The 18,192-nt window shown below is 70.3% G+C and carries 15 protein-coding genes; 9 read left to right on the forward strand and 6 right to left on the reverse strand.

The features are described from left to right. The first annotated feature begins 121 nt into the window (after positions 1–121). The 6 genes from V1227_RS32260 (at position 122) to V1227_RS32285 (ending at position 8,023) form a co-directional block, all read left to right on the forward strand. A complete protein-coding gene (locus V1227_RS32260; RefSeq protein ID WP_329789023.1) occupies positions 122–1,894 on the forward strand; it encodes a methylmalonyl-CoA mutase family protein in 1,773 nt (590 codons plus the stop codon). Then, positions 1,891–4,026, forward strand: coding sequence for a methylmalonyl-CoA mutase (gene scpA / locus V1227_RS32265; protein WP_329789024.1), 2,136 nt, complete (start codon positions 1,891–1,893; stop codon positions 4,024–4,026). The genes V1227_RS32260 and scpA overlap by 4 nt, the downstream gene beginning before the upstream one ends. Next, a complete protein-coding gene (gene meaB / locus V1227_RS32270; RefSeq protein ID WP_329789025.1) occupies positions 4,019–5,011 on the forward strand; it encodes a methylmalonyl Co-A mutase-associated GTPase MeaB in 993 nt (330 codons plus the stop codon). The genes scpA and meaB overlap by 8 nt, the downstream gene beginning before the upstream one ends. A gap of 56 nt (positions 5,012–5,067) precedes the next feature. Further along, the gene (locus V1227_RS32275) at positions 5,068–5,361 is read left to right on the forward strand and encodes a hypothetical protein (RefSeq protein WP_329789026.1); all 294 of its coding nucleotides are present in this window, start codon (positions 5,068–5,070) and stop codon (positions 5,359–5,361) included. Between the two features lie 215 nt (positions 5,362–5,576). Continuing rightward, on the forward strand, positions 5,577–6,749 hold the full coding sequence (locus tag V1227_RS32280) for a M20 family metallopeptidase (RefSeq protein ID WP_329789027.1): 1,173 nt from the start codon (positions 5,577–5,579) through the stop codon (positions 6,747–6,749). A gap of 53 nt (positions 6,750–6,802) precedes the next feature. Further along, on the forward strand, positions 6,803–8,023 hold the full coding sequence (locus V1227_RS32285; protein ID WP_374235533.1) for a M20 family metallopeptidase: 1,221 nt from the start codon (positions 6,803–6,805) through the stop codon (positions 8,021–8,023). Between the two features lie 61 nt (positions 8,024–8,084). On the opposite strand, the gene V1227_RS32290 is transcribed toward V1227_RS32285, so the two are convergent. Continuing rightward, positions 8,085–9,794 carry a glycerol-3-phosphate dehydrogenase/oxidase gene (locus V1227_RS32290; RefSeq protein ID WP_329794162.1) on the reverse strand — a complete coding sequence of 570 codons (1,710 nt, stop codon included), beginning with the start codon at positions 9,792–9,794 and terminating at the stop codon, positions 8,085–8,087. Positions 9,795–10,080: 286 nt separating this feature from the next. On the opposite strand from V1227_RS32290, the gene V1227_RS32295 reads away from it, so the two are divergent. Both V1227_RS32295 and glpK read left to right on the forward strand, forming a co-directional pair. Beyond that, positions 10,081–10,824: an MIP/aquaporin family protein gene (locus V1227_RS32295; protein WP_329789028.1), complete on the forward strand. Its 744-nt coding sequence runs from the start codon at positions 10,081–10,083 to the stop codon at positions 10,822–10,824. Positions 10,825–10,837: 13 nt separating this feature from the next. Continuing rightward, a complete protein-coding gene (gene glpK / locus V1227_RS32300; RefSeq protein ID WP_329789029.1) occupies positions 10,838–12,346 on the forward strand; it encodes a glycerol kinase GlpK in 1,509 nt (502 codons plus the stop codon). A 53-nt stretch (positions 12,347–12,399) separates the two neighbouring features. Here the strand turns inward: glpK and V1227_RS32305 are convergent, their stop codons facing one another. Then, positions 12,400–12,939: a sortase domain-containing protein gene (locus tag V1227_RS32305; RefSeq protein ID WP_329789030.1), complete on the reverse strand. Its 540-nt coding sequence runs from the start codon at positions 12,937–12,939 to the stop codon at positions 12,400–12,402. A 186-nt stretch (positions 12,940–13,125) separates the two neighbouring features. Beyond that, on the reverse strand, positions 13,126–14,529 hold the full coding sequence (locus tag V1227_RS32310; RefSeq protein WP_329789031.1) for an NAD(P)H-quinone dehydrogenase: 1,404 nt from the start codon (positions 14,527–14,529) through the stop codon (positions 13,126–13,128). Between the two features lie 109 nt (positions 14,530–14,638). On the opposite strand from V1227_RS32310, the gene V1227_RS32315 reads away from it, so the two are divergent. Beyond that, positions 14,639–15,088 (forward strand): gamma-glutamylcyclotransferase family protein, encoded by a 450-nt coding sequence (locus V1227_RS32315; RefSeq protein ID WP_090048059.1) that lies wholly within the window; start codon positions 14,639–14,641, stop codon positions 15,086–15,088. A gap of 641 nt (positions 15,089–15,729) precedes the next feature. Here the strand turns inward: V1227_RS32315 and V1227_RS32320 are convergent. The 3 genes from V1227_RS32320 to V1227_RS32330 are packed head-to-tail and all read right to left on the reverse strand — an operon-like array spanning position 15,730 to position 18,133. Then, entirely contained in the window at positions 15,730–16,509 is a 780-nt protein-coding gene (locus V1227_RS32320) for an ESX secretion-associated protein EspG (RefSeq protein ID WP_329789032.1), read from the reverse strand. Positions 16,510–16,535: 26 nt separating this feature from the next. Beyond that, positions 16,536–17,765, reverse strand: coding sequence for a PPE domain-containing protein (locus tag V1227_RS32325; protein ID WP_329789033.1), 1,230 nt, complete (start codon positions 17,763–17,765; stop codon positions 16,536–16,538). A 2-nt stretch (positions 17,766–17,767) separates the two neighbouring features. After that, positions 17,768–18,133 (reverse strand): transcriptional regulator, encoded by a 366-nt coding sequence (locus V1227_RS32330; protein ID WP_236215839.1) that lies wholly within the window; start codon positions 18,131–18,133, stop codon positions 17,768–17,770. Between the last annotated feature and the right edge of the window lie 59 nt (positions 18,134–18,192).

Raw genomic sequence — 18,192 nt, forward strand, 5'->3', positions numbered from 1 at the left:
TTCTCCCCGACACACCGTGGTCCGTTCCGGGGGCACCGCCCGCGGAGCGGAAAGCTCTGCCCCGTCAACGGCGGTGAACCTCACATAGCCGTGCCGGTACCGTTCGGCGACACTGCAACGCATGATGGAGTTGGCTTTGACCGCCGAATTCCGCCCGAACGAGTTCCCCGCCGCGTCGGGGGAGCAGTGGCGAGAGCTGGTCGACGCAGTTCTCCGCAAGACCGGCGCGAGCTTCGACTCGCTGGTCACGAAGACCTACGACGGCATCGAGCTCCAGCCGCTCTACACCCTCGACGACGCCCTCGAGCCGTACGCGCTCGCGCCGGTGAAGCAGGGCTGGGACGTTCGCCAGCGCCACTCGGTCCCCGACCCGGTCGCCCTGATGAACGACCTCGAGGGCGGCGTCACCTCCCTGTGGCTCGCGGTCCCCGCCTCCTCCCTGGAACGCCTGCTGGACGGCGTCTACCTCGACCTCGCGCCGATCGTGCTCGACGGCTCCGTCGACGCCGCCCGCGCGATGCTCCGGATCTACGACCAGGCACCGGTGCTGGCCACCGAGGTGCGCGGCAACCTCGCCCTGCGGCCTTCGGGTGAAGCCCTGGACGTCATCCGCGACGCCCGCTCGCGGTTCCCCGGCCTGCGGACCGTGGTGGTCGACGCGCTGCCGTTCCACGACGCCGGTGGCTCGGACTCCGAAGAGCTGGGCGCCTCTCTCGCGCTGGCCGTGTCGTACCTGCGTTCCCTGACCGGCGCGGGTTTCACCGCTTCGGAGGCGTTCGAGCAGCTGGAGTTCCGCTTCGCCGCCACCGCCGACCAGTTCACGACCATCGCCAAGCTCCGCGCCGCCCGCCGCCTCTGGGCCCGCGTCGCCGAGGTGTCGGGCGTCGAGGCCGTGCAGGTGCAGCACGCGGTGACCTCGTCGGCGATGATGACCCGCCGCGACCCGTGGGTGAACATGCTGCGCACCACCGTCGCCTGCCTGGCCGCCGGACTCGGCGGCGCGGACTCCGTGACGGTGCAGCCGTTCGACGCGGCGATCGGGCTGCCGGACGAGTTCGCGCGGCGGATCGCGCGGAACACGCAGAACCTGCTGCTGGAGGAGTCGCACCTCGGCGAGGTGATCGACCCCGCGGCCGGCTCCTGGTACGTGGAGCAGCTGACCGACGCGCTCGCGGTCGAGGCCTGGAAGTGGTTCCAGGAGGTCGAACGGGCGGGCGGGCTGCCGTCCGCGCACGGCCTGGTGGCCGCGCGGATCGCCTCGACCTGGGCGGCGCGGTCGGCTCGGCTGGCGGATCGGAGCGACCCGATCACCGGGGTGAGCGAGTTCCCGAACCTGGCGGAGAAGCCGGTGGTGCGCGACCAAGCCCCCGGAATCGATTCCGACTCGCAGGCCCCCAGGGGAGACGCGCTCCCCACCCCCAGTGCCTCAAGCGGGTCTGACACCTTCGGCCTCCCGAGGGTCCGCTACGCCCAGGCCTTCGAGGAGCTGCGCGACCTCGCCGACGCCCAGCCCGAACGCCCCGTGGTCTTCCTGGCCACCCTCGGACCGGTCGCGGCCCACACCGCGCGGGCCACCTTCGCCGCCAACCTCTTCAACGCGGGTGGCTTCGCCACCCCGGACGCGGGCGCGACCGGCTCGGCGGACGAGGTGGCCCGCAGGTTCGAGGAGTCCGGCGCCAGGATCGCCGTCCTGTGCGGCAGCGACAGCAGCTACGCCGACCAGGCCGTCGCCACCGTCGAGGCGCTGCGCGCCGCGGGCGCCGAACGGGTGCTCCTCGCGGGCAAGAAGACCGACGCCGAGGTCGACGGTTTCGTCCACCTCGGCTGCCCGGCGCTCGAAATCCTCACGAACACGTACAGGTTCCTCGGCATCGACAAGGGAGCGGAGCGATGATCCCCAACTTCGCGGACGTCGACCTCGGCCCTCTCCCGCGGGCGGAGTACAAGACCGACCTGCCGCCGTGGGAGACGCCGGAGGGCATCGCGGTCAAGCCGGTCTACGGTCCGTCCGATGTGGAGGGTCTCGACTTCCTGCGGACGTACCCCGGCATCGCGCCGTTCCTGCGCGGCCCGTACCCGACGATGTACGTCAACCAGCCGTGGACCGTGCGCCAGTACGCGGGTTTCTCGACGGCCGAGGAGTCGAACGCCTTCTACCGCCGCAACCTCGCGGCCGGGCAGAAGGGCCTGAGCGTGGCGTTCGACCTCGCCACGCACCGCGGCTACGACTCCGACCACCCGCGCGTCGCCGGTGACGTCGGCATGGCCGGGGTGGCGATCGACTCGATCTACGACATGCGCACGCTGTTCGACGGCATCCCGCTGGACAGGATGTCCGTGTCGATGACGATGAACGGCGCGGTGCTGCCCGTCCTCGCCCTGTTCGTCGTGGCGGCGGAGGAGCAGGGGGTGAAGCCGGAGCAGCTCATGGGGACGATCCAGAACGACATCCTCAAGGAGTTCATGGTCCGCAACACCTACATCTACCCGCCGCGGCCGTCGATGCGGATCATCTCCGACATCTTCAGCTACACCTCGCGGCACATGCCGAAGTTCAACTCCATCTCGATCTCCGGCTACCACATGCAGGAGGCCGGGGCGACGGCCGACCTGGAGCTGGCCTACACCCTCGCGGACGGCGTCGAGTACCTCCGCGCGGGCAGGGAGGCCGGGCTGGACGTGGACGCGTTCGCGCCGCGGCTCAGCTTCTTCTGGGCCATCGGCATGAACTTCTTCATGGAGATCGCCAAGATGCGGGCCGCGCGCCTGCTCTGGGCCAAGCTCGTCAACGAGTTCCAGCCGAAGTCGCCGAAGTCCCTCAGCCTGCGCACCCACTGCCAGACGTCCGGGTGGAGCCTCACCGCGCAGGACGTGTTCAACAACGTCGCCCGCACGTGCGTCGAGGCGATGGCCGCGACGCAGGGCCACACGCAGTCGTTGCACACCAACGCACTCGACGAGGCGCTCGCGCTGCCGACGGACTTCTCCGCGCGCATCGCCCGCAACACGCAGCTGCTGCTGCAGCAGGAGTCCGGCACGACCCGCGTGATCGACCCGTGGGGCGGCAGCGCGTACGTCGAGCGGCTCACCGCGGAGCTCGCGGCCAAGGCCTGGGAGCACATCACCGAGGTCGAGAAGGCGGGCGGCATGGCCCGCGCGATCGACGAGGGCATCCCCAAACTGCGCATCGAGGAGGCGGCGGCGCGGACCCAGGCGCGCATCGACTCCGGGCGCCAGCCCGTCATCGGCGTCAACAAGTACCTCGTGGACGCCGACGAGCAGATCGAGGTCCTCAAGGTCGACAACGCCGGCGTGCGCGCCCAGCAGCTCGAGAAGCTGCGCAGGCTCAGGCAGGAGCGCGACCAGTCCGCGGTGGACAGCGCGCTCGACGCCCTGACGAACGCGGCGGGCGGCGAGGGCAACCTGCTGGAGCTGGCGATCGGCGCCGCTCGCGCCAAGGCCACGGTCGGGGAGATCTCCGAGGCGCTCGGCAAGGTGTGGGGCCGCCACAGCGCGCAGATCCGCACCATTTCCGGCGTGTACCGGCAGGAGGTCGGTTCGGTGTCCAACGTGGACGGCTGCCGCGAGGTCGTCGAGGCGTTCGCGGAGCAGGAGGGCCGCCGCCCGCGCATCCTGGTCGCCAAGATGGGCCAGGACGGGCACGACCGCGGTCAGAAGGTGATCGCCACGGCGTTCGCGGACCTCGGCTTCGACGTCGACGTCGGCCCGCTGTTCCAGACGCCGGAGGAGGTCGCGCACCAGGCCGTCGAGGCCGACGTGCACATCGTCGGCGTCTCCTCCCTCGCCGCGGGCCACCTCACGCTCGTGCCCTCGCTGCGCGAAGAGCTCGCGAAGCTCGGCCGCGAGGACATCATGATCGTCGTCGGTGGCGTGATCCCGCCGCAGGACTTCGACGAGCTGCACGCGGCGGGCGCGGCGGCGATCTTCCCGCCCGGCACCGTCATCGCCGACGCGGCGAAGGACCTGCTCGTGAAGCTGGCCGGCCAGCTCGGGCACCATGCCTAGGGTCCTCGACGTCGCCGAGTACGCGAAGGGCGTCCTCGACGGCAACCGCGGTGTGCTGGCCAGGGCCATCACGCTCGTCGAGTCGACGCGCGCCGACCACCGGGCCAAGGCGCAGGAGCTGCTGGTCGAGCTGCTGCCGAAGTCCGGTGACGCGATCCGGGTCGGCATCACCGGCGTGCCCGGCGTGGGCAAGTCGACGTTCATCGACGCGCTGGGCACCATGCTGACCGAGCGGGGGCACCGGGTGGCGGTGCTCGCCGTCGACCCGTCCTCGACCCGCACGGGCGGCAGCATCCTGGGCGACAAGACGCGCATGCAGCGGCTGTCGGTCAACCGCGACGCGTTCATCAGGCCGTCGCCGACCAGCGGCACGCTCGGCGGCGTCGCGCAGGCCACCCGCGAGACGATCGTGCTGGTCGAGGCCGCGGGCTTCGACGTGGTGCTGGTGGAGACGGTCGGCGTCGGGCAGTCGGAGGTGGCCGTCGCGAACATGACGGACTGCTCGTTGTTCCTGACGCTCGCGCGCACGGGTGACCAGTTGCAGGGCATCAAGAAGGGCATCCTGGAGCTCGCGGACGTCATCGCGGTCAACAAGGCCGACGGCGAGCACGAGATGGACGCCCGCAAGGCCGCCCGCGAACTGGCCGGGGCGCTCAAGCTGCTGCGCCCGCCGGACGCGGTGTGGCACCCGCCGGTGCTCACCTGCTCGGGCCTCACCGGAACCGGTCTCGACGAGCTGTGGTCCCGAGTGCTGGAACACCGCCGCACCCTCGAGCAGGCGGGCGAACTGGACGAACGGCGGCGCCGCCAGCAGGTCGACTGGACCTGGATGATGGTCCGCGACGAGCTGTGGCGGCAGGTCCGCGAGAGCCCTGCGGTGCGATCCGCCGCCGGTGTCCTGGAGGAGAAGGTGCGGTCGGGAGAGATCACCGCGACGCTGGCCGCCGAGCAGCTCCTGCAGGCGTTCCAATCGGACTCCCAGTAGGCGCTTAACTAGTTTGGGTGACCTTCGATCGTGGTATTCGAGGTAGAGTTCAGGCCATGTCGAGGTTGCTGCTGGCCTGCGTGTTCTCGCTGATGAGCGTTCTCGGGATCGCCGGTGCGGCGTCCGCGCAAGAGGCGGCGGACACGCCTGTGGCGGCTGCGCAGCAGACCGCGGTCAACCCGGCTCCGGACGTGAACGCGCCGCAGGAGCCGTCGCCTGAAGCTCGTGAGGAGACCAAGCGCAAGCTGTGGATCGGCGGCATCGCCGTGGTGCTGTTCGCGCTGGTCTACTACCGCAACAAGAAGCGGTGGGCGAAGTGGCGCAAGGAGCGGGCGGCCAAGAAGGGGTAGCCGGGAGGCCGTCCCGGCCGTTCGACGCCGAGACACCGCGTTCCACCTGGTGGGACGTAATAGTGAAAGTTAAGCGTGTCTTACGGCCATCTGCGTCATCGTTGATCGGTCAGACCGAAACTCGCTCGCCGCTTGGCGCAGCGCTGCGACCGGCCGTCCGGTTGATCATCATCAGCGCACCGCGTCCCACGGGTGGTGATGCAGGATGGTGGCCAATGGGTACCGACTTGAAGACCAGCACACGTTCGGCCGTCGAGCGGTACTCCGACGCGCTGCTGGACCTGTCGCACTCGATCCACGCGGAACCCGAGCTGGCCTTCGAGGAGCACCGCAGCGCCGAGAAGATCACCACCCTGCTGGCCCGCGAGGGCTTCGAGGTCGACCGCGGGGTGGCCGGCCTGGACACCGCTTTCGTCGCGACGTACGGCGGCGGTGAGCTGGTGCTGGGCCTGTGCGCCGAGTACGACGCGTTGCCCGAGGTCGGGCACGCGTGCGGGCACAACGTCATCGCCGCGGCCTCGGTCGGAACGGCCCTTGCGCTGCGTGACGTCGCTGACCAGCTGGGCGTCACCGTGAAGGTGATCGGCACCCCGGCGGAAGAGGTCGGCGGCGGCAAGGTGCTCATGCTGGAACGGGGCGTGTTCGACGACGTCTCGTTCTCGATGATGGTGCACCCGGCGCCGTACGAGTCGTGTGCCGCGAAGTCGCTGGCCATCACCGATCTCGAGGTGCACTACCGGGGCAAGCCGTCGCACGCGGCCGCCGCCCCGCACCTCGGCATCAACGCCGCGGACGCGGTGACCGTCGCGCAGATCTCGATCAGCCTGCTGCGGCAGCACCTCGAGCCCGGCCAGATGGTGACCGGCATCGTCACCCACGGCGGTACCGTGCCGAACGTAATACCCGCCCACGCGTCGGCGATGTTCGACGTGAGGGCGGAAAACCTGGAATCGTTGCAGCGTCTGGAGAACCGGATCCGGGACTGCTTCACGGCCGGCGCGCTCGCGACCGGCTGCACCCATGAGGTCGTGCAGGTCTCACCGATCTACGCCGAGCTGACTCCTGACCCGTGGCTCGCGGACGCCTACCGGCGTGCTGCCACTGACCTGGGACGACGGCCGCTCTCGCGAGAGCAGGAGCAGCGCGAGAAGATCGGGAGCACCGACATGGGCAACGTCACCAGAGTGTTGCCCGCTATCCACCCGACCATCGCAATCGACTGCGGAGACGCGGTGAACCACCAACAAGAGTTCGCGACCGCCTGTGCCTCGGCGTCGGCCGACCGAGCGGTGCTCGAAGGAGCACTCGCCATGGCTTGGACGACGATCGCGACAGCCACCGATTCCCGGCAGCGTGAACGGCTGCTGGCCCGCGGAGGTGCGGCATGACGGTCCTGGACTCCCGACCTTCGGGTTCCTCAACTGTGAAGACGTCCCCTGAGATGCTCGTGGACCCCACCGGGGTGAGCATGTCTGTTGTGGATGATCTGGGTGAAGGCCGCGGCCCCGCGTGGCTCGACGACTGGTTGAAAGCGCACGCCGCGGACGTCATCGCGTGGCGGCGCCACATCCACTCCCACCCCGAGCTGTCCCGGCGCGAGTACAACACCACCGAGCTCGTGGCGAAGCTGCTGCGCGAGGTCGGCCTCAAGCCGCGGGTCCTCCCCGGCGGCACCGGCCTGATCTGCGACATCGGCAGCGGCCCGCGCTGCGTGGCCCTCCGCGCGGACATGGACGCCCTGCCGCTGCACGAGAACACCGGCCAGCCGTTCTCGTCCACTGTGGACGGTGTGTCGCACGCGTGCGGTCACGACGCCCACACCACGGTCCTGATCGGCACCGCGCTGGCCCTCGCGTCCGCGACGGAGCTGCCGGGCCGGGTGCGACTCGTCTTCCAGCCCGCCGAGGAGGTCATGCCCGGTGGCGCGCTCGACGTGCTCGCGGCCGGTGGCCTCGACGGCGTGGAGCGGATCTTCGGTCTGCACTGCGACCCGCGCCTGCAGGTCGGCCGCATCGGCACGCGCATCGGCGCCATCACGTCGGCCTCCGACCTGCTGGAGCTGCGCCTGTCCTCGCCGGGCGGCCACACCTCGCGCCCGCACCTGACGGCCGACCTGGTGCACGCGCTCGGCACGGTGATCACCGGCCTGCCGACGATGCTGTCGCGCCGCGTCGACCCCCGCTCCGGCACCGTCCTGGTGTGGGGCGCGGTGCACGCGGGCGAGGCGCCGAACGCCGTGCCGCAGGAAGGCCTGGTGCGCGGCACGCTGCGCACGGGTGACCGCGACATCTGGGCCGAGCTGGAGCCGCTGGTCAAGGACCTGGTGACGGGTCTGCTGGCGCCCACGGGCGTCGGTTTCGACCTGCACCACCGCCGAGGCGTGCCGCCGGTCGTGAACGAGCGCGAGTCGACGCAGATCCTGCGCGCCGGCATCGAGGCCGCTCTCGGCGACGACGCCCTGGCGGGCACCGAGCAGTCCTCCGGTGGCGAGGACTTCGGCTGGTACCTGGAGCACGTGCCCGGCTCGTTCGCGCGCCTCGGCGTGTGGAACGGCGTCGAGAAGCAGCGCGACCTGCACCAGCCGACGTTCGACCTGGACGAGCGCGCGCTGCTCGTCGGCGTCCGCGTCATGGTCCACACGGCGCTCGCCGCACTGGCCTGATCGATCCGCGAACGACTCCGGCGGGGCACCTGTGGTGCCCCGCCGGAGTCGTTTCACAGGCTCAGCTGACCGGTTCTTCCAGTTGCGGACGGGCCTCGGGCGCCGCCACCCGGACGGCGTCGGCCGCCTGGTCGTCCGCCTTCGTCTGGGACGCGCGCTCGGACTCGACGCGGGCGTTGTAGACCTCGACCTCGCGCTTGATCGCGTCCTCGTCCCAGCCGAGGACGGGGGCGATCAGCCGTGCCACCGCCTCGGACGAGTCGACGCCGCGGTGCGCGTACTCGATGGAGATGCGGGTGCGGCGCGTCAGCACGTCCTCGAGGTGCATCGCGCCCTCGTGCGAGGCCGCGTACACCGCCTCGACCTGGAGGTAGTCGGGGGAGGCCGGGATCGGCTTCAGCAGCTCCGGGTTGTCGGCGGCCAGCGACAGCACCTCGTGCACCAGCGAGCCGTAGCGGTCCAGCAGGTGCCGCACGCGGTACGGGTGCAGGCCGTGCTTGGCCGCGAGCTGGTCGGCCTGGTTGACCAGGGCGTGGTAGCCGTCGGCGCCGACCAGCGGCACCTTGTCCGTGATCGACGGCTGGATGCGGCCCGGAAGGTCGACGTGCGCCGCGTCGACGGCGTCCGCGCCCATCACCCGGTACGTCGTGTACTTGCCGCCCGCGATCGCCACCAGGCCGGGCGCCACCCGTGCCACGGCGTGTTCGCGCGAGAGCTTCGACGTCGAGTCCGACTCGCCCGCCAGCAACGGCCGCAGGCCCGCGTAGACACCCTCGATGTCGGCGTGCGTCAGCGGGGTCGCGAGCACCGAGTTGACGTGGTCGAGGATGTAGTCGATGTCGTGCTTGGTGGCCGCCGGGTGCGCCAGGTCGAGGTTCCAGTCGGTGTCGGTGGTGCCGACGATCCAGTGGTTGCGCCACGGGATCACGAACAGCACGGACTTCTCGGTGCGCAGGATCATCCCGGCCTCGGCGACGATCCGGTCCCGCGGGACGACGATGTGCACGCCCTTCGACGCCCGCACGCGGAACCGGCCGCGCGAGCCGGAGAGCCGTTGCAGCTCGTCGGTCCAGACGCCGGTCGCGTTGATCACCGCGTGCGCCCGCACGTCGACCTCGCGGCCGTCCTCGACGTCGCGCACCCGCACGCCGGACACGCGGTCCGCCTCGCGCAGGAAACCGACCACCTGGGTCGACGTCCGCACCACGGCGCCGTAGTGGGCGGCGGTGCGGCCGACCATCATCGTGTGCCGGGCGTCGTCTGCTTGGGCGTCGTAGTAGCGGATGCCGCCGATCAGCGCGTCGCGCTTGAGCGCGGGGACCAGCCGCAGCGCGCCGGCGCGGGTGAGGTGCTTCTGCCCCGGCACGGACCGGGCGCCGCCCATCGTGTCGTAGAGGAACAGGCCGGCCGCCGTGTACGGGCGCTCCCAGACGCGGTTCGCCAGCGGGTAGAGGAACGCGACGGGCTTCACCAGGTGCGGGGCGATGCGCGTCAGCATCAGCTCGCGCTCGCGCAGGGCCTCGCGGACCAGCCCGAACTCCAGCTGTTCCAGGTAGCGCAGGCCGCCGTGGAAGAGCTTGGAGGACCGGCTCGACGTCCCGGACGCCAGGTCGCGGGCCTCGACGAGGGCGACCCGCAGGCCGCGCGTGGCGGCGTCGAGTGCCGCGCCGACGCCGACGACACCGCCGCCGACCACGACGACGTCGAACGTCTCGGCTCCCAGCCGCTGCCAGGACTCCTCGCGTTCGGAAGGGCCGAGCCTGCCGGTGATCGGGGGTTCGGCATGGGTGTGCGGTGCTGCAGCTGCGTTCTTCGGCGTGGTCACGACAGGCGCCTCCCTGTGACGACTCGCGGATCACGTTACCTGCAGCAACGCCGCTCCGCCGCTGGGCGCGCGGCCCGGTGCCCAACGGCCTGAAAATGGCCCTTTCCCCGGCACCCGGCATGGACAACTGATCAGCTCGGTAATAGCGTCCGAGCACGTTGCAGGCGGGCGGCGCGGCCCTGACCTCGGGTTTGCGCGTCCTGTCCTGGCCGCAAACGAGTGGAGGCCGACGATGAGCGCAGGCTCGATCTTCGTCTGGGAGACGCTGGGGACCGCGGTCCTCATCCTCCTCGGCACCGGTGTCGTCGCGAACCAGGTGCTCAAGAACACGCTCGGCAACAGCACGGGCTTCCTGTTCGTCAACGTCGGCTGGGCCTTCGCGGTCTTCGCCGGCGCGAGCATCGCCAACCCCAGCGGGGCGCACCTCAACCCCGCCGTCACCCTCGGACTCGCGATCGCGGACAAGACTCCGTGGGGCGACGTTCCCGTCTACGTCCTCGGGCAGATGGTCGGTGCCGTTCTCGGCGCCATGCTCTGCTGGGCCACCTACAAGCTGCAGTTCGACACGCACGACGAGCCGCAGAACACGCTCGGCATCTTCTCCACCGGCCCGACCGTGCCGAGCGCGCCGTGGAACCTCGTCTCCGAGATCATCGGCACGTTCGTGCTCGTCCTCTGGATCCTGTTGTCCCCCGGCGCGAAGGAGTCGGTCGACGGGGTCCCGCAGTTCGGCAACTCGGCGCTCGGCTACGCGGGTGTCGCGTTCGTCGTCCTGGTGATCGGCACGTCGCTCGGTGGCCCCACCGGCTACGCGATCAACCCGGCGCGCGACCTCGGTCCGCGCATCGCCTACGCGTTCATGATGCCGATCCGCAACAAGGGCAACGCCAACTGGAGCTACTCGTGGGTCCCCGTCGTAGGACCCCTCGTGGGTGGCGCGCTCGCCGCGTTGCTCTTCCTGGTTCTCCCGGTCTGAAAGGACTTCTCGCATGACGCAGTACGTGGCCGCGATCGACCAGGGCACCACGTCGACCCGGTGCATGATCTTCGACCACTCGGGTCGGGTGGTGTCGGTCGACCAGAAGGAGCACGAGCAGATCTTCCCGAAGGCGGGCTGGGTCGAGCACGACCCGAAGGAGGTCTGGCAGAACACCCGCCAGGTCGCCGCGGGCGCGCTCGCCAAGGCCGACCTGACCACTTCGGACATCGCCGCCGTCGGCATCACCAACCAGCGCGAGACCGCGGTGGTCTGGGACCGCAACACCGGCGAGCCCGTCTACAACGCCATCGTCTGGCAGGACACCAGGACCGACAAGATCGTCACCCAGCTCGGCAACCTCGGCGGCGGGCAGGAGCGCTACCGGCAGAAGGTCGGGTTGCCGCTCGCGACGTACTTCTCCGGCCCCAAGGTCCGCTGGATCCTCGACAACGTCGAGGGCGCGCGGGAGAGGGCGGAGGCCGGTGACCTGGTGTTCGGCAACATGGACACCTGGGTGCTGTGGAACATGACCGGCGGGGTGAACGGCGGCGTGCACGTCACCGACCCGACGAACGCGTCGCGCACCATGCTGATGGACCTCGACACGCTGCAGTGGGACTCCTCGATCGCCGCCGACATGGGCATCCCGATGTCGATGCTGCCGGAGATCCGGTCCTCTTCGGAGGTCTACGGCCAGGTGCGCGAACGCGGCGCGCTGGCCGGGGTGCCGATCGCGGGCATCCTCGGCGACCAGCAGGCGGCCACGTTCGGCCAGGCCTGCCTGTCGCCCGGCGAGGCCAAGAACACCTACGGCACCGGCAACTTCATGCTGCTCAACACCGGCACCGAGAAGGTGATGAGCGAGAACGGGCTGCTCACCACCATCTGCTACAAGATCGGTGAGGCCGCCCCGGTCTACGCCCTGGAGGGCTCGATCGCGGTCACCGGCTCGCTGGTGCAGTGGCTGCGCGACAACCTCGGCATGATCAGCACCGCGGCCGAGATCGAGGAGCACGCGAAGACGGTGGAGGACAACGGCGGCGCGTACTTCGTGCCGGCGTTCTCCGGCCTCTTCGCGCCGTACTGGCGTTCCGACGCCCGTGGCGCGATCGTCGGCCTGACCCGGTTCGTCAACAAGGGCCACCTCGCGCGGGCCGTGCTGGAGGCGACCGCCTTCCAGACCCGCGAGGTGCTCGACGCGATGAACGCCGACTCGGGCGTCGACCTGACCGCGCTGAAGGTCGACGGCGGCATGGTCGTGAACGAGCTGCTGATGCAGTTCCAGGCCGACATCCTCGGCGTGCCGGTGATCAGGCCGGTGGTGAACGAGACCACCGCGCTGGGCGCCGCCTACGCCGCCGGTCTCGCGGTCGGGTTCTGGAAGACCGAGGACGACATCCGCGAGAACTGGGCGCAGGACAAGCAGTGGGAACCGCAGATGGACTCCGCGCGCCGCGACTCCGAGTACAAGAACTGGAAGAAGGCGGTGACGAAGACCTTCGACTGGGTCGAGGACTGAGTTCTCGCCGAGTGCGCCTCGGGCCGTTCAGGCGGCTTCGGGGCGCACCCGCGTCACTGGGCCGGGACGGCGTGCACGATCACGTTGTCGCGGGTGCCGCACGTGATCAGCCGCAGCCCCTGCTCGTCCCGGTCCCTGGCGACGGCCTCCGCGAAGAAGTCGTCGCGGATGATCCTCTCCGTGCGCGCCACGGTGAAGCGGGCGACCGAACCGTCCTTCTTGGACACTTCGACCAGGTCGCCCTGGAGCAGGTCGTTGAGCCGGTAGAAGACCCCTATGGCCTTGTTGCTCTCGATCCGGCCGACGATGATCCACTGCTGGGGTCGCGTCTGGTGCCAGCCGGCCTGCATGCCCTCGTTGACCGGCGGCATCTGGACGAGGCCCTGCGGGTCGAGCCCCAGTGCGATCAGCGAGGACCGCACGCCGATCCGTTCGATCCGCAGCTCCATCGGGTCGGAGTCGCCGAGCGGCGACACCACCGGCGCCGGAGCGCTGTCGCTCGCCGGCGCCGCCGACGGCTTCGGTGCCGGCGCCTGCGAGCAGGCCGTGGCGAGCGCCATGCTCAGCACCGCGATCAAGACACGAGTCCCCACGAACTCATTGACGCACATCCGGTGGGCTCGTTGCCCGTCAGGACGGGGAAGATCCGAAATGTGATCGTCACGACGCCGCCGGTATGGCGTTCGACGGCGGTTTCCGTCCACTTCGGACTTGGCTGGAGAAGCGGCAGTGCCCCGGACACGTCGTGTCCGGGGCACTGCTCGTCGTGCTGGTGTGGCTCAGTCGAGGTCGTCGTGCCGCATGAGCTGGCGGCCTGACTCGGTGATCGAGCCCGACAGCGACGGGTAGACCGAGAAGGTCGTCGCGAGGTGCTCGACGGTCAGCTGGTTCTGCACGGCGAGCGCGATCGGCAGGATCAGCTCGCTCGCGTTCGGGGCCACGACGACACCGCCGATGACCACCCCCGTCGCCGGGCGGCAGAACAGCTTCACGAAGCCGCGGCGCAGGCCCTCCATCTTCGCGCGGGGGTTCGTCGCGAGCGGCAGCATGATCGTGCGCGCGGGCACCTCGCCCGAGTCGATCGCCTGCTGGCTGATGCCGACGCTCGCGATCTCGGGGTTGGTGAAGACGTTCGCGGCGACGGTCTTGAGCTTGATCGGGCTGACGCCCTCGCCCAGCGCGTGCCACATCGCGATGCGGCCCTGCATGGCGGCCACCGACGCGAGCAGCAGCACACCGGTGCAGTCGCCCGCGGCGTAGACGCCGCTGACGTTCGTCCGACTGACCCGGTCGACCGGGATGTACCCGCCGCGCCCGAGCTCGATGCCGATCTTGTCGAGGCCGATGTCGTTCGTGTTGGGCACCGAGCCGACCGTCATCAGGGCGTGCGATGCCTCGATCGTGCGACCGTCTTCCAGGTGGATCAGAACGCCGTCGCCGGTGTTCTCGACCCGGTCGGCACGGGCGTGCTTGACGACGGCGGTGCCGCGCTCGGCGAACACGTCCTCGAGCACCACGGCCGCGTCGGCGTCCTCGTGGGGCAGCACCCGGTCGCGGCTGGAGACCATCGTCACCTTCACGCCCATCTCGGTGTAGGCGCTGGCGAACTCGACACCCGTGACGCCCGACCCGATCACCGCGAGGTGCTCGGGCAGCTCGGGGAGGTCGTAGATCTGCCGCCAGGTGAGGATCCGCTTGCCGTCGGGTTCCGCGCCCTGCAACACGCGCGGCGTCGCGCCCGTTGCGATGAGCACCACATCGGCGTCGAGGACCTCCTCCGACCCGTCCGCGCCCGTCGCGACGACCCGGTGCTGAGCGAGCCCGCGCGAGTCGTCGACGAACTTCGCGCGCCCGTTGATCAGCCGCACACCTTCGCGCTGAAGACGCGCCCGGACGTCCGCGGACTGCGCCAGGGCCAAGCCCTTCACCCGTCCGTGTACGACCGGAAGATCCACCGCGGCCTGCTCGTTGTGGGTCTGAATCCCCAGCTCACCGGCATTGCGGAAGGCGCTGCGAGCCCCCGCGGAAGCGATGAAGGTCTTGGACGGCACGCAGTCGTACAACACGCACGCGCCCCCCGCCCCGTCGTTCTCGACCACGGTCACGTCGGCGCCGTGCTGGGCCGCGACCAGGGCTGCCTCGTAACCTGCGGGTCCGCCGCCCATGATGACGATGCGGGTCACGATCAGTTCCCTTCTGCGTGCTTGCTGGCCGGCACAACCGTACGCGTTGGCCGAAACCAGCGTGTCGTCAGTACCGAAAGGTGATCGATGGGTCGCTACGCTGTCGGACGTGCCGCTCTATGCCGCGTACGGGTCGAACATGGATCCGAACCAGATGATGGAGCGAGCCCCGTACTCCCCGCTCGCGGGGACCGGCTGGCTCGTCGGTTGGCGCCTGACCTTCGGCGGCGAGGACCTCGGCTGGGAGGGTGCCCTCGCGACGATCGTCGAGGAGCCGGACCACCAGACGTTCTGCGTGCTCTACGACGTGTCCCCGCGCGACGAGTCGCGGCTGGACCGGTGGGAGGGCGCGCTCGGCCTGTACAAGAAGATCCGGTTGCGGGTGCAGACCCTCGAGGGGTCCGTGGTGGCCTGGCTCTACGTGCTGGACGCGTACGAGGGCGGGCTGCCGTCGGCTCGGTACATCGGGGTCGTGGCGGATGCGGCTGAGGCCGCCGGGGCGCCGGACGACTACGTGAACGACCTGCGGACCCGGCCTTGTCAGGGGATCGGGCCCTGACCGGTGACGGTCGGGGGTGACGCTCGGCTGGTGCGGGTCGGCTTGGGTTGGTGTGGGTCGGCCTGGGTTGGCTGGTGCCTGTTCCAGCGGGGTTGCTCAAGCCCATATCGCGCGTGGCTGAGTCATCGCCGCTTCGCGACGATTGCGATCGGGGCTTGACTTCGGGGCCCTTGCGAGATGCTGGGTCGGCCTGAAAAGCGAGCTGAAAGGCTCGGCCGATCCGGGCAACGGTAGCATCTCGCACCCGAAGTCAAGCCCCAATCGCCGTCGTGGTTGCGTCATTACCGCTGTTCAGAGCCTTGTAGTTCGGACGGCTCGGCTTCGCCATTGCGCTTGGTGGCATGGTGGCTCGCCTTCGGCTTCGCCCTGGGGGAATTCTCTTCACGGCTCGCCTGCGGCTTCGCATTGCTTCGCGCCGGAATTGTCAGACCCGCTGAGTACATTCGGTAGCGGGGACCCGAAATCAGAGGGGACCCCTGCGTCAGCCTGCGCTCCGACCTCACTTCGCTCGGGTTCGCCTACCGCGTTCGCCTACCGCGTTCGCCTGCTGCGCGGACCGCCTCGGCCGCCGTCGCGTCCAAGCGGATGCCGTCGTGTCCCCGAGCCCGTGCCTGCCGGGGACCGCCCGCAGCGACCGAGCCTCAGGCCCCGGTCGCCTCCGCCAGCAGCTCCACCAGGTGGTGGTGCAGGCGGCGGTAGTCCACCGGCGTGATGGTCGACCACGGCTCCTGGCCTTCGGAGGCACGACGCATCTGCAGGTAGCGGCCCTTCGGGGTGTCGTAGAAGGCGACCACGCGGTCCGGGCGCACTCGTTTGCCCCACTTGTCGCGGGCCGCGGCGCCGAACTGGCCCCGGTTCGAGGCGTCTCGGACCATTTCGGCCAGGGTGTGGGCGTCGTCCGCCCGGATTCGGCCCTGGAGGGCCTGTTCCAGGTCTTCCGGGGTGGTGGCGGAGGAGGCGGCCGCGTCCAGTTCCGCCGAGGGCAGGGTGATGGAGTGGCCTTCGCCCGCCGGGGCGGTGGGGAGGGTGGTCAGGGCTTCTCGTGGCAGGCCGTCGGCTTCCGCCGGGCGCAGGACCAGCTGGCCGCCGTCGAGGACGGCCAGCACGCCTGCCTGGCCCTTGCCCGCCGCCAGGACGCGGACGCTGCGTTCCTGGAGCCACATGCGGCCGTCGATCTCCTGCTGCGGGCGGTTCAGGACGTGCAGCAGGTCTTCGAGGGTCGGGTCCAGGGAGCGCGGGCCGCCCAGGCCTCGCGCTCCCAGCTGGAGCCAGACCTGGTCCTCGATGGCGCGGCGTTCCTCTGTGGTCTTGCCCGGTGAGGGGACCTTGAGGACCAGCGGCATCGTTTCCAGGCCCAGGTGCTCCCAGAGGACGTCGAACTCCAGCGCCGAGATGATCACCGGATCGCGCGTGTCGCTCATTCCGACGTCCAAGCCGAACAGAGTCATCAGTCCGTCGTGCTCTCCCCGATCACGGGCAGCGTGTAGCTGCCCACGCCGTAGATGTCGTCGCGCTCGCGGAGGTAGTCGGCGGCCTTGTGCTCGAGGTCCTCCTCTTCCTCACCCTTGCGCGGGCCCATGCCGCCGAACGGGTCGAACGCCTGCGGCATCGGCACGGCGCGGCGGTGGACCTGGTCGTTGTTGTTGGACGCGCCGACCGTGCCCATCGGGCCCATGGCCGAGCCCGAGACGTTGGCGACGCCGGCCGCGTGGCCCTGCTGCATGACCGTGCCGACGGCGGCGCTGGAGGCCGCGGTCGCGCCCTCCTCCATCTGCTTCACCTCGGAACCGGACTTCGACGAGTCGGAACGGCCGGAGGTGCGCTGGCCCGGCAGGCCGACGCCCGCGGTGCCGGTGCCGGTGCCGGTTCCGGTGCCGACGAGGCCCGTGCCCGTCGTCGACGACGACGAGACCGACGTGGAGCCCTTCGCGGCCGCGGCCGGGGTCACCGCGGTGCCCGAGGTGCGGGTCGTGGAGCCCGGCGTGGTGGTCGTGGTGGTGGGGCGCGGCGACGAGGTGACCGAGCCGCGCGAGCCCCAGCCGGTGCGGCCGCGGGTGGCGCTGCCGCCCGTGCCGTGCGGGCCGAAGCCCCAGACGGCCGCCGTGCCGATCTGGGTGCCGCCGCCGCTCACGGTGCCGGTGCCGCTGATCTGCAGCTGCGGGGGCTGGGTGAACTGGCCGAGGGTCGAGGTGTTCGCGGTCGTGGACGACGCGTAGGTGGACATGACCTCACGGGCGCGGCGCTCGGCCGCGTCCTGGGCCGCCTCCTGCTTCTCGTGGTCGGTCTGGCCGCCGAAGAGGTGCGTGAGACCCGTGACGAGGGCGCCCGGCTGCTCCGCGGTCACGGCGACCGGGGCCGGCATGTCCGCGCGGGCCTTCGAGATGTAGCCCGCCTGCAGTTCGGCGGAGTAGCGCATGACGTCCGAGCCGGTGCGCGCGGTGTCCGCCCAGGCGGCGACCGGGTTGAGGCCCGACTGCGCCATCTCGGCGGCCTTGCCGCTCCACTTCGCGCCGGACAGCGCGATGCCCTTGTGCAGGTCCTCGTTGATCTCGGTCAGCGCGGCCGACACGCCCGCCCAGCGCTCCATGGAGGCGAACGACGCGGAGGGACCGGGACCGGAGTGGATGCGTTCGTACAGCTCTTTGTGGCTGTAGCCCTGCCAGCGGTGATCAGCCATCGTCAGCACCCGCTCTTGTTCATCATGCCGGTGTTGTCGCCCTCGACCGTCCGGTACTGGCGCTCGATCTGGTTCAGGTTGTCCATCGCGGTCTTGAGCTGCCGCTGGTAGTTCAGCAGCGCCTGCAACGCCGAGTCGCCGTCGCTGATGGAGCGGTCGTTGAACTTGTCCGCGGCCTCGGCGCTGACCGGGTCACCCGCCCACGGGCGCACGCGGAACTCGGTGATCGCCATCTCGATCTGCTTGTCCAGCTTGATCAGGGCGGCCGAGAACGTGTTGCGCAACGCTGGGATCGCCTCCGGTTCCACGTTCAGCTGGTGCTGGACGGGCGGCGAGGAGTCTGCCCCGCTGCGTCCCCCTGGCGGCATGGTGGAACCTCCGGCGGTTGTACCTGCAAGCGCTTCGACACTCTAGCCACCCAAGGTAA

Source organism: Lentzea sp. DG1S-22 (assembly GCF_036321065.1).
Lineage (GTDB): Bacteria > Actinomycetota > Actinomycetes > Mycobacteriales > Pseudonocardiaceae > Lentzea > Lentzea jiangxiensis.

Coding starts and splice junctions, on each gene's coding strand:
- V1227_RS32260 (WP_329789023.1), top strand. CDS start 122: ATGATGGAGTTGGCTTTGACCGCCGAATTCCGCCCGAACGAGTTCCCC.
- scpA (WP_329789024.1), top strand. CDS start 1,891: ATGATCCCCAACTTCGCGGACGTCGACCTCGGCCCTCTCCCGCGGGCG.
- meaB (WP_329789025.1), top strand. CDS start 4,019: ATGCCTAGGGTCCTCGACGTCGCCGAGTACGCGAAGGGCGTCCTCGAC.
- V1227_RS32275 (WP_329789026.1), top strand. CDS start 5,068: ATGTCGAGGTTGCTGCTGGCCTGCGTGTTCTCGCTGATGAGCGTTCTC.
- V1227_RS32280 (WP_329789027.1), top strand. CDS start 5,577: ATGGGTACCGACTTGAAGACCAGCACACGTTCGGCCGTCGAGCGGTAC.
- V1227_RS32285 (WP_374235533.1), top strand. CDS start 6,803: ATGCTCGTGGACCCCACCGGGGTGAGCATGTCTGTTGTGGATGATCTG.
- V1227_RS32295 (WP_329789028.1), top strand. CDS start 10,081: ATGAGCGCAGGCTCGATCTTCGTCTGGGAGACGCTGGGGACCGCGGTC.
- glpK (WP_329789029.1), top strand. CDS start 10,838: ATGACGCAGTACGTGGCCGCGATCGACCAGGGCACCACGTCGACCCGG.
- V1227_RS32320 (WP_329789032.1), bottom strand. CDS start 16,509: ATGAGCGACACGCGCGATCCGGTGATCATCTCGGCGCTGGAGTTCGAC.
- V1227_RS32325 (WP_329789033.1), bottom strand. CDS start 17,765: ATGGCTGATCACCGCTGGCAGGGCTACAGCCACAAAGAGCTGTACGAA.
- V1227_RS32330 (WP_236215839.1), bottom strand. CDS start 18,133: ATGCCGCCAGGGGGACGCAGCGGGGCAGACTCCTCGCCGCCCGTCCAG.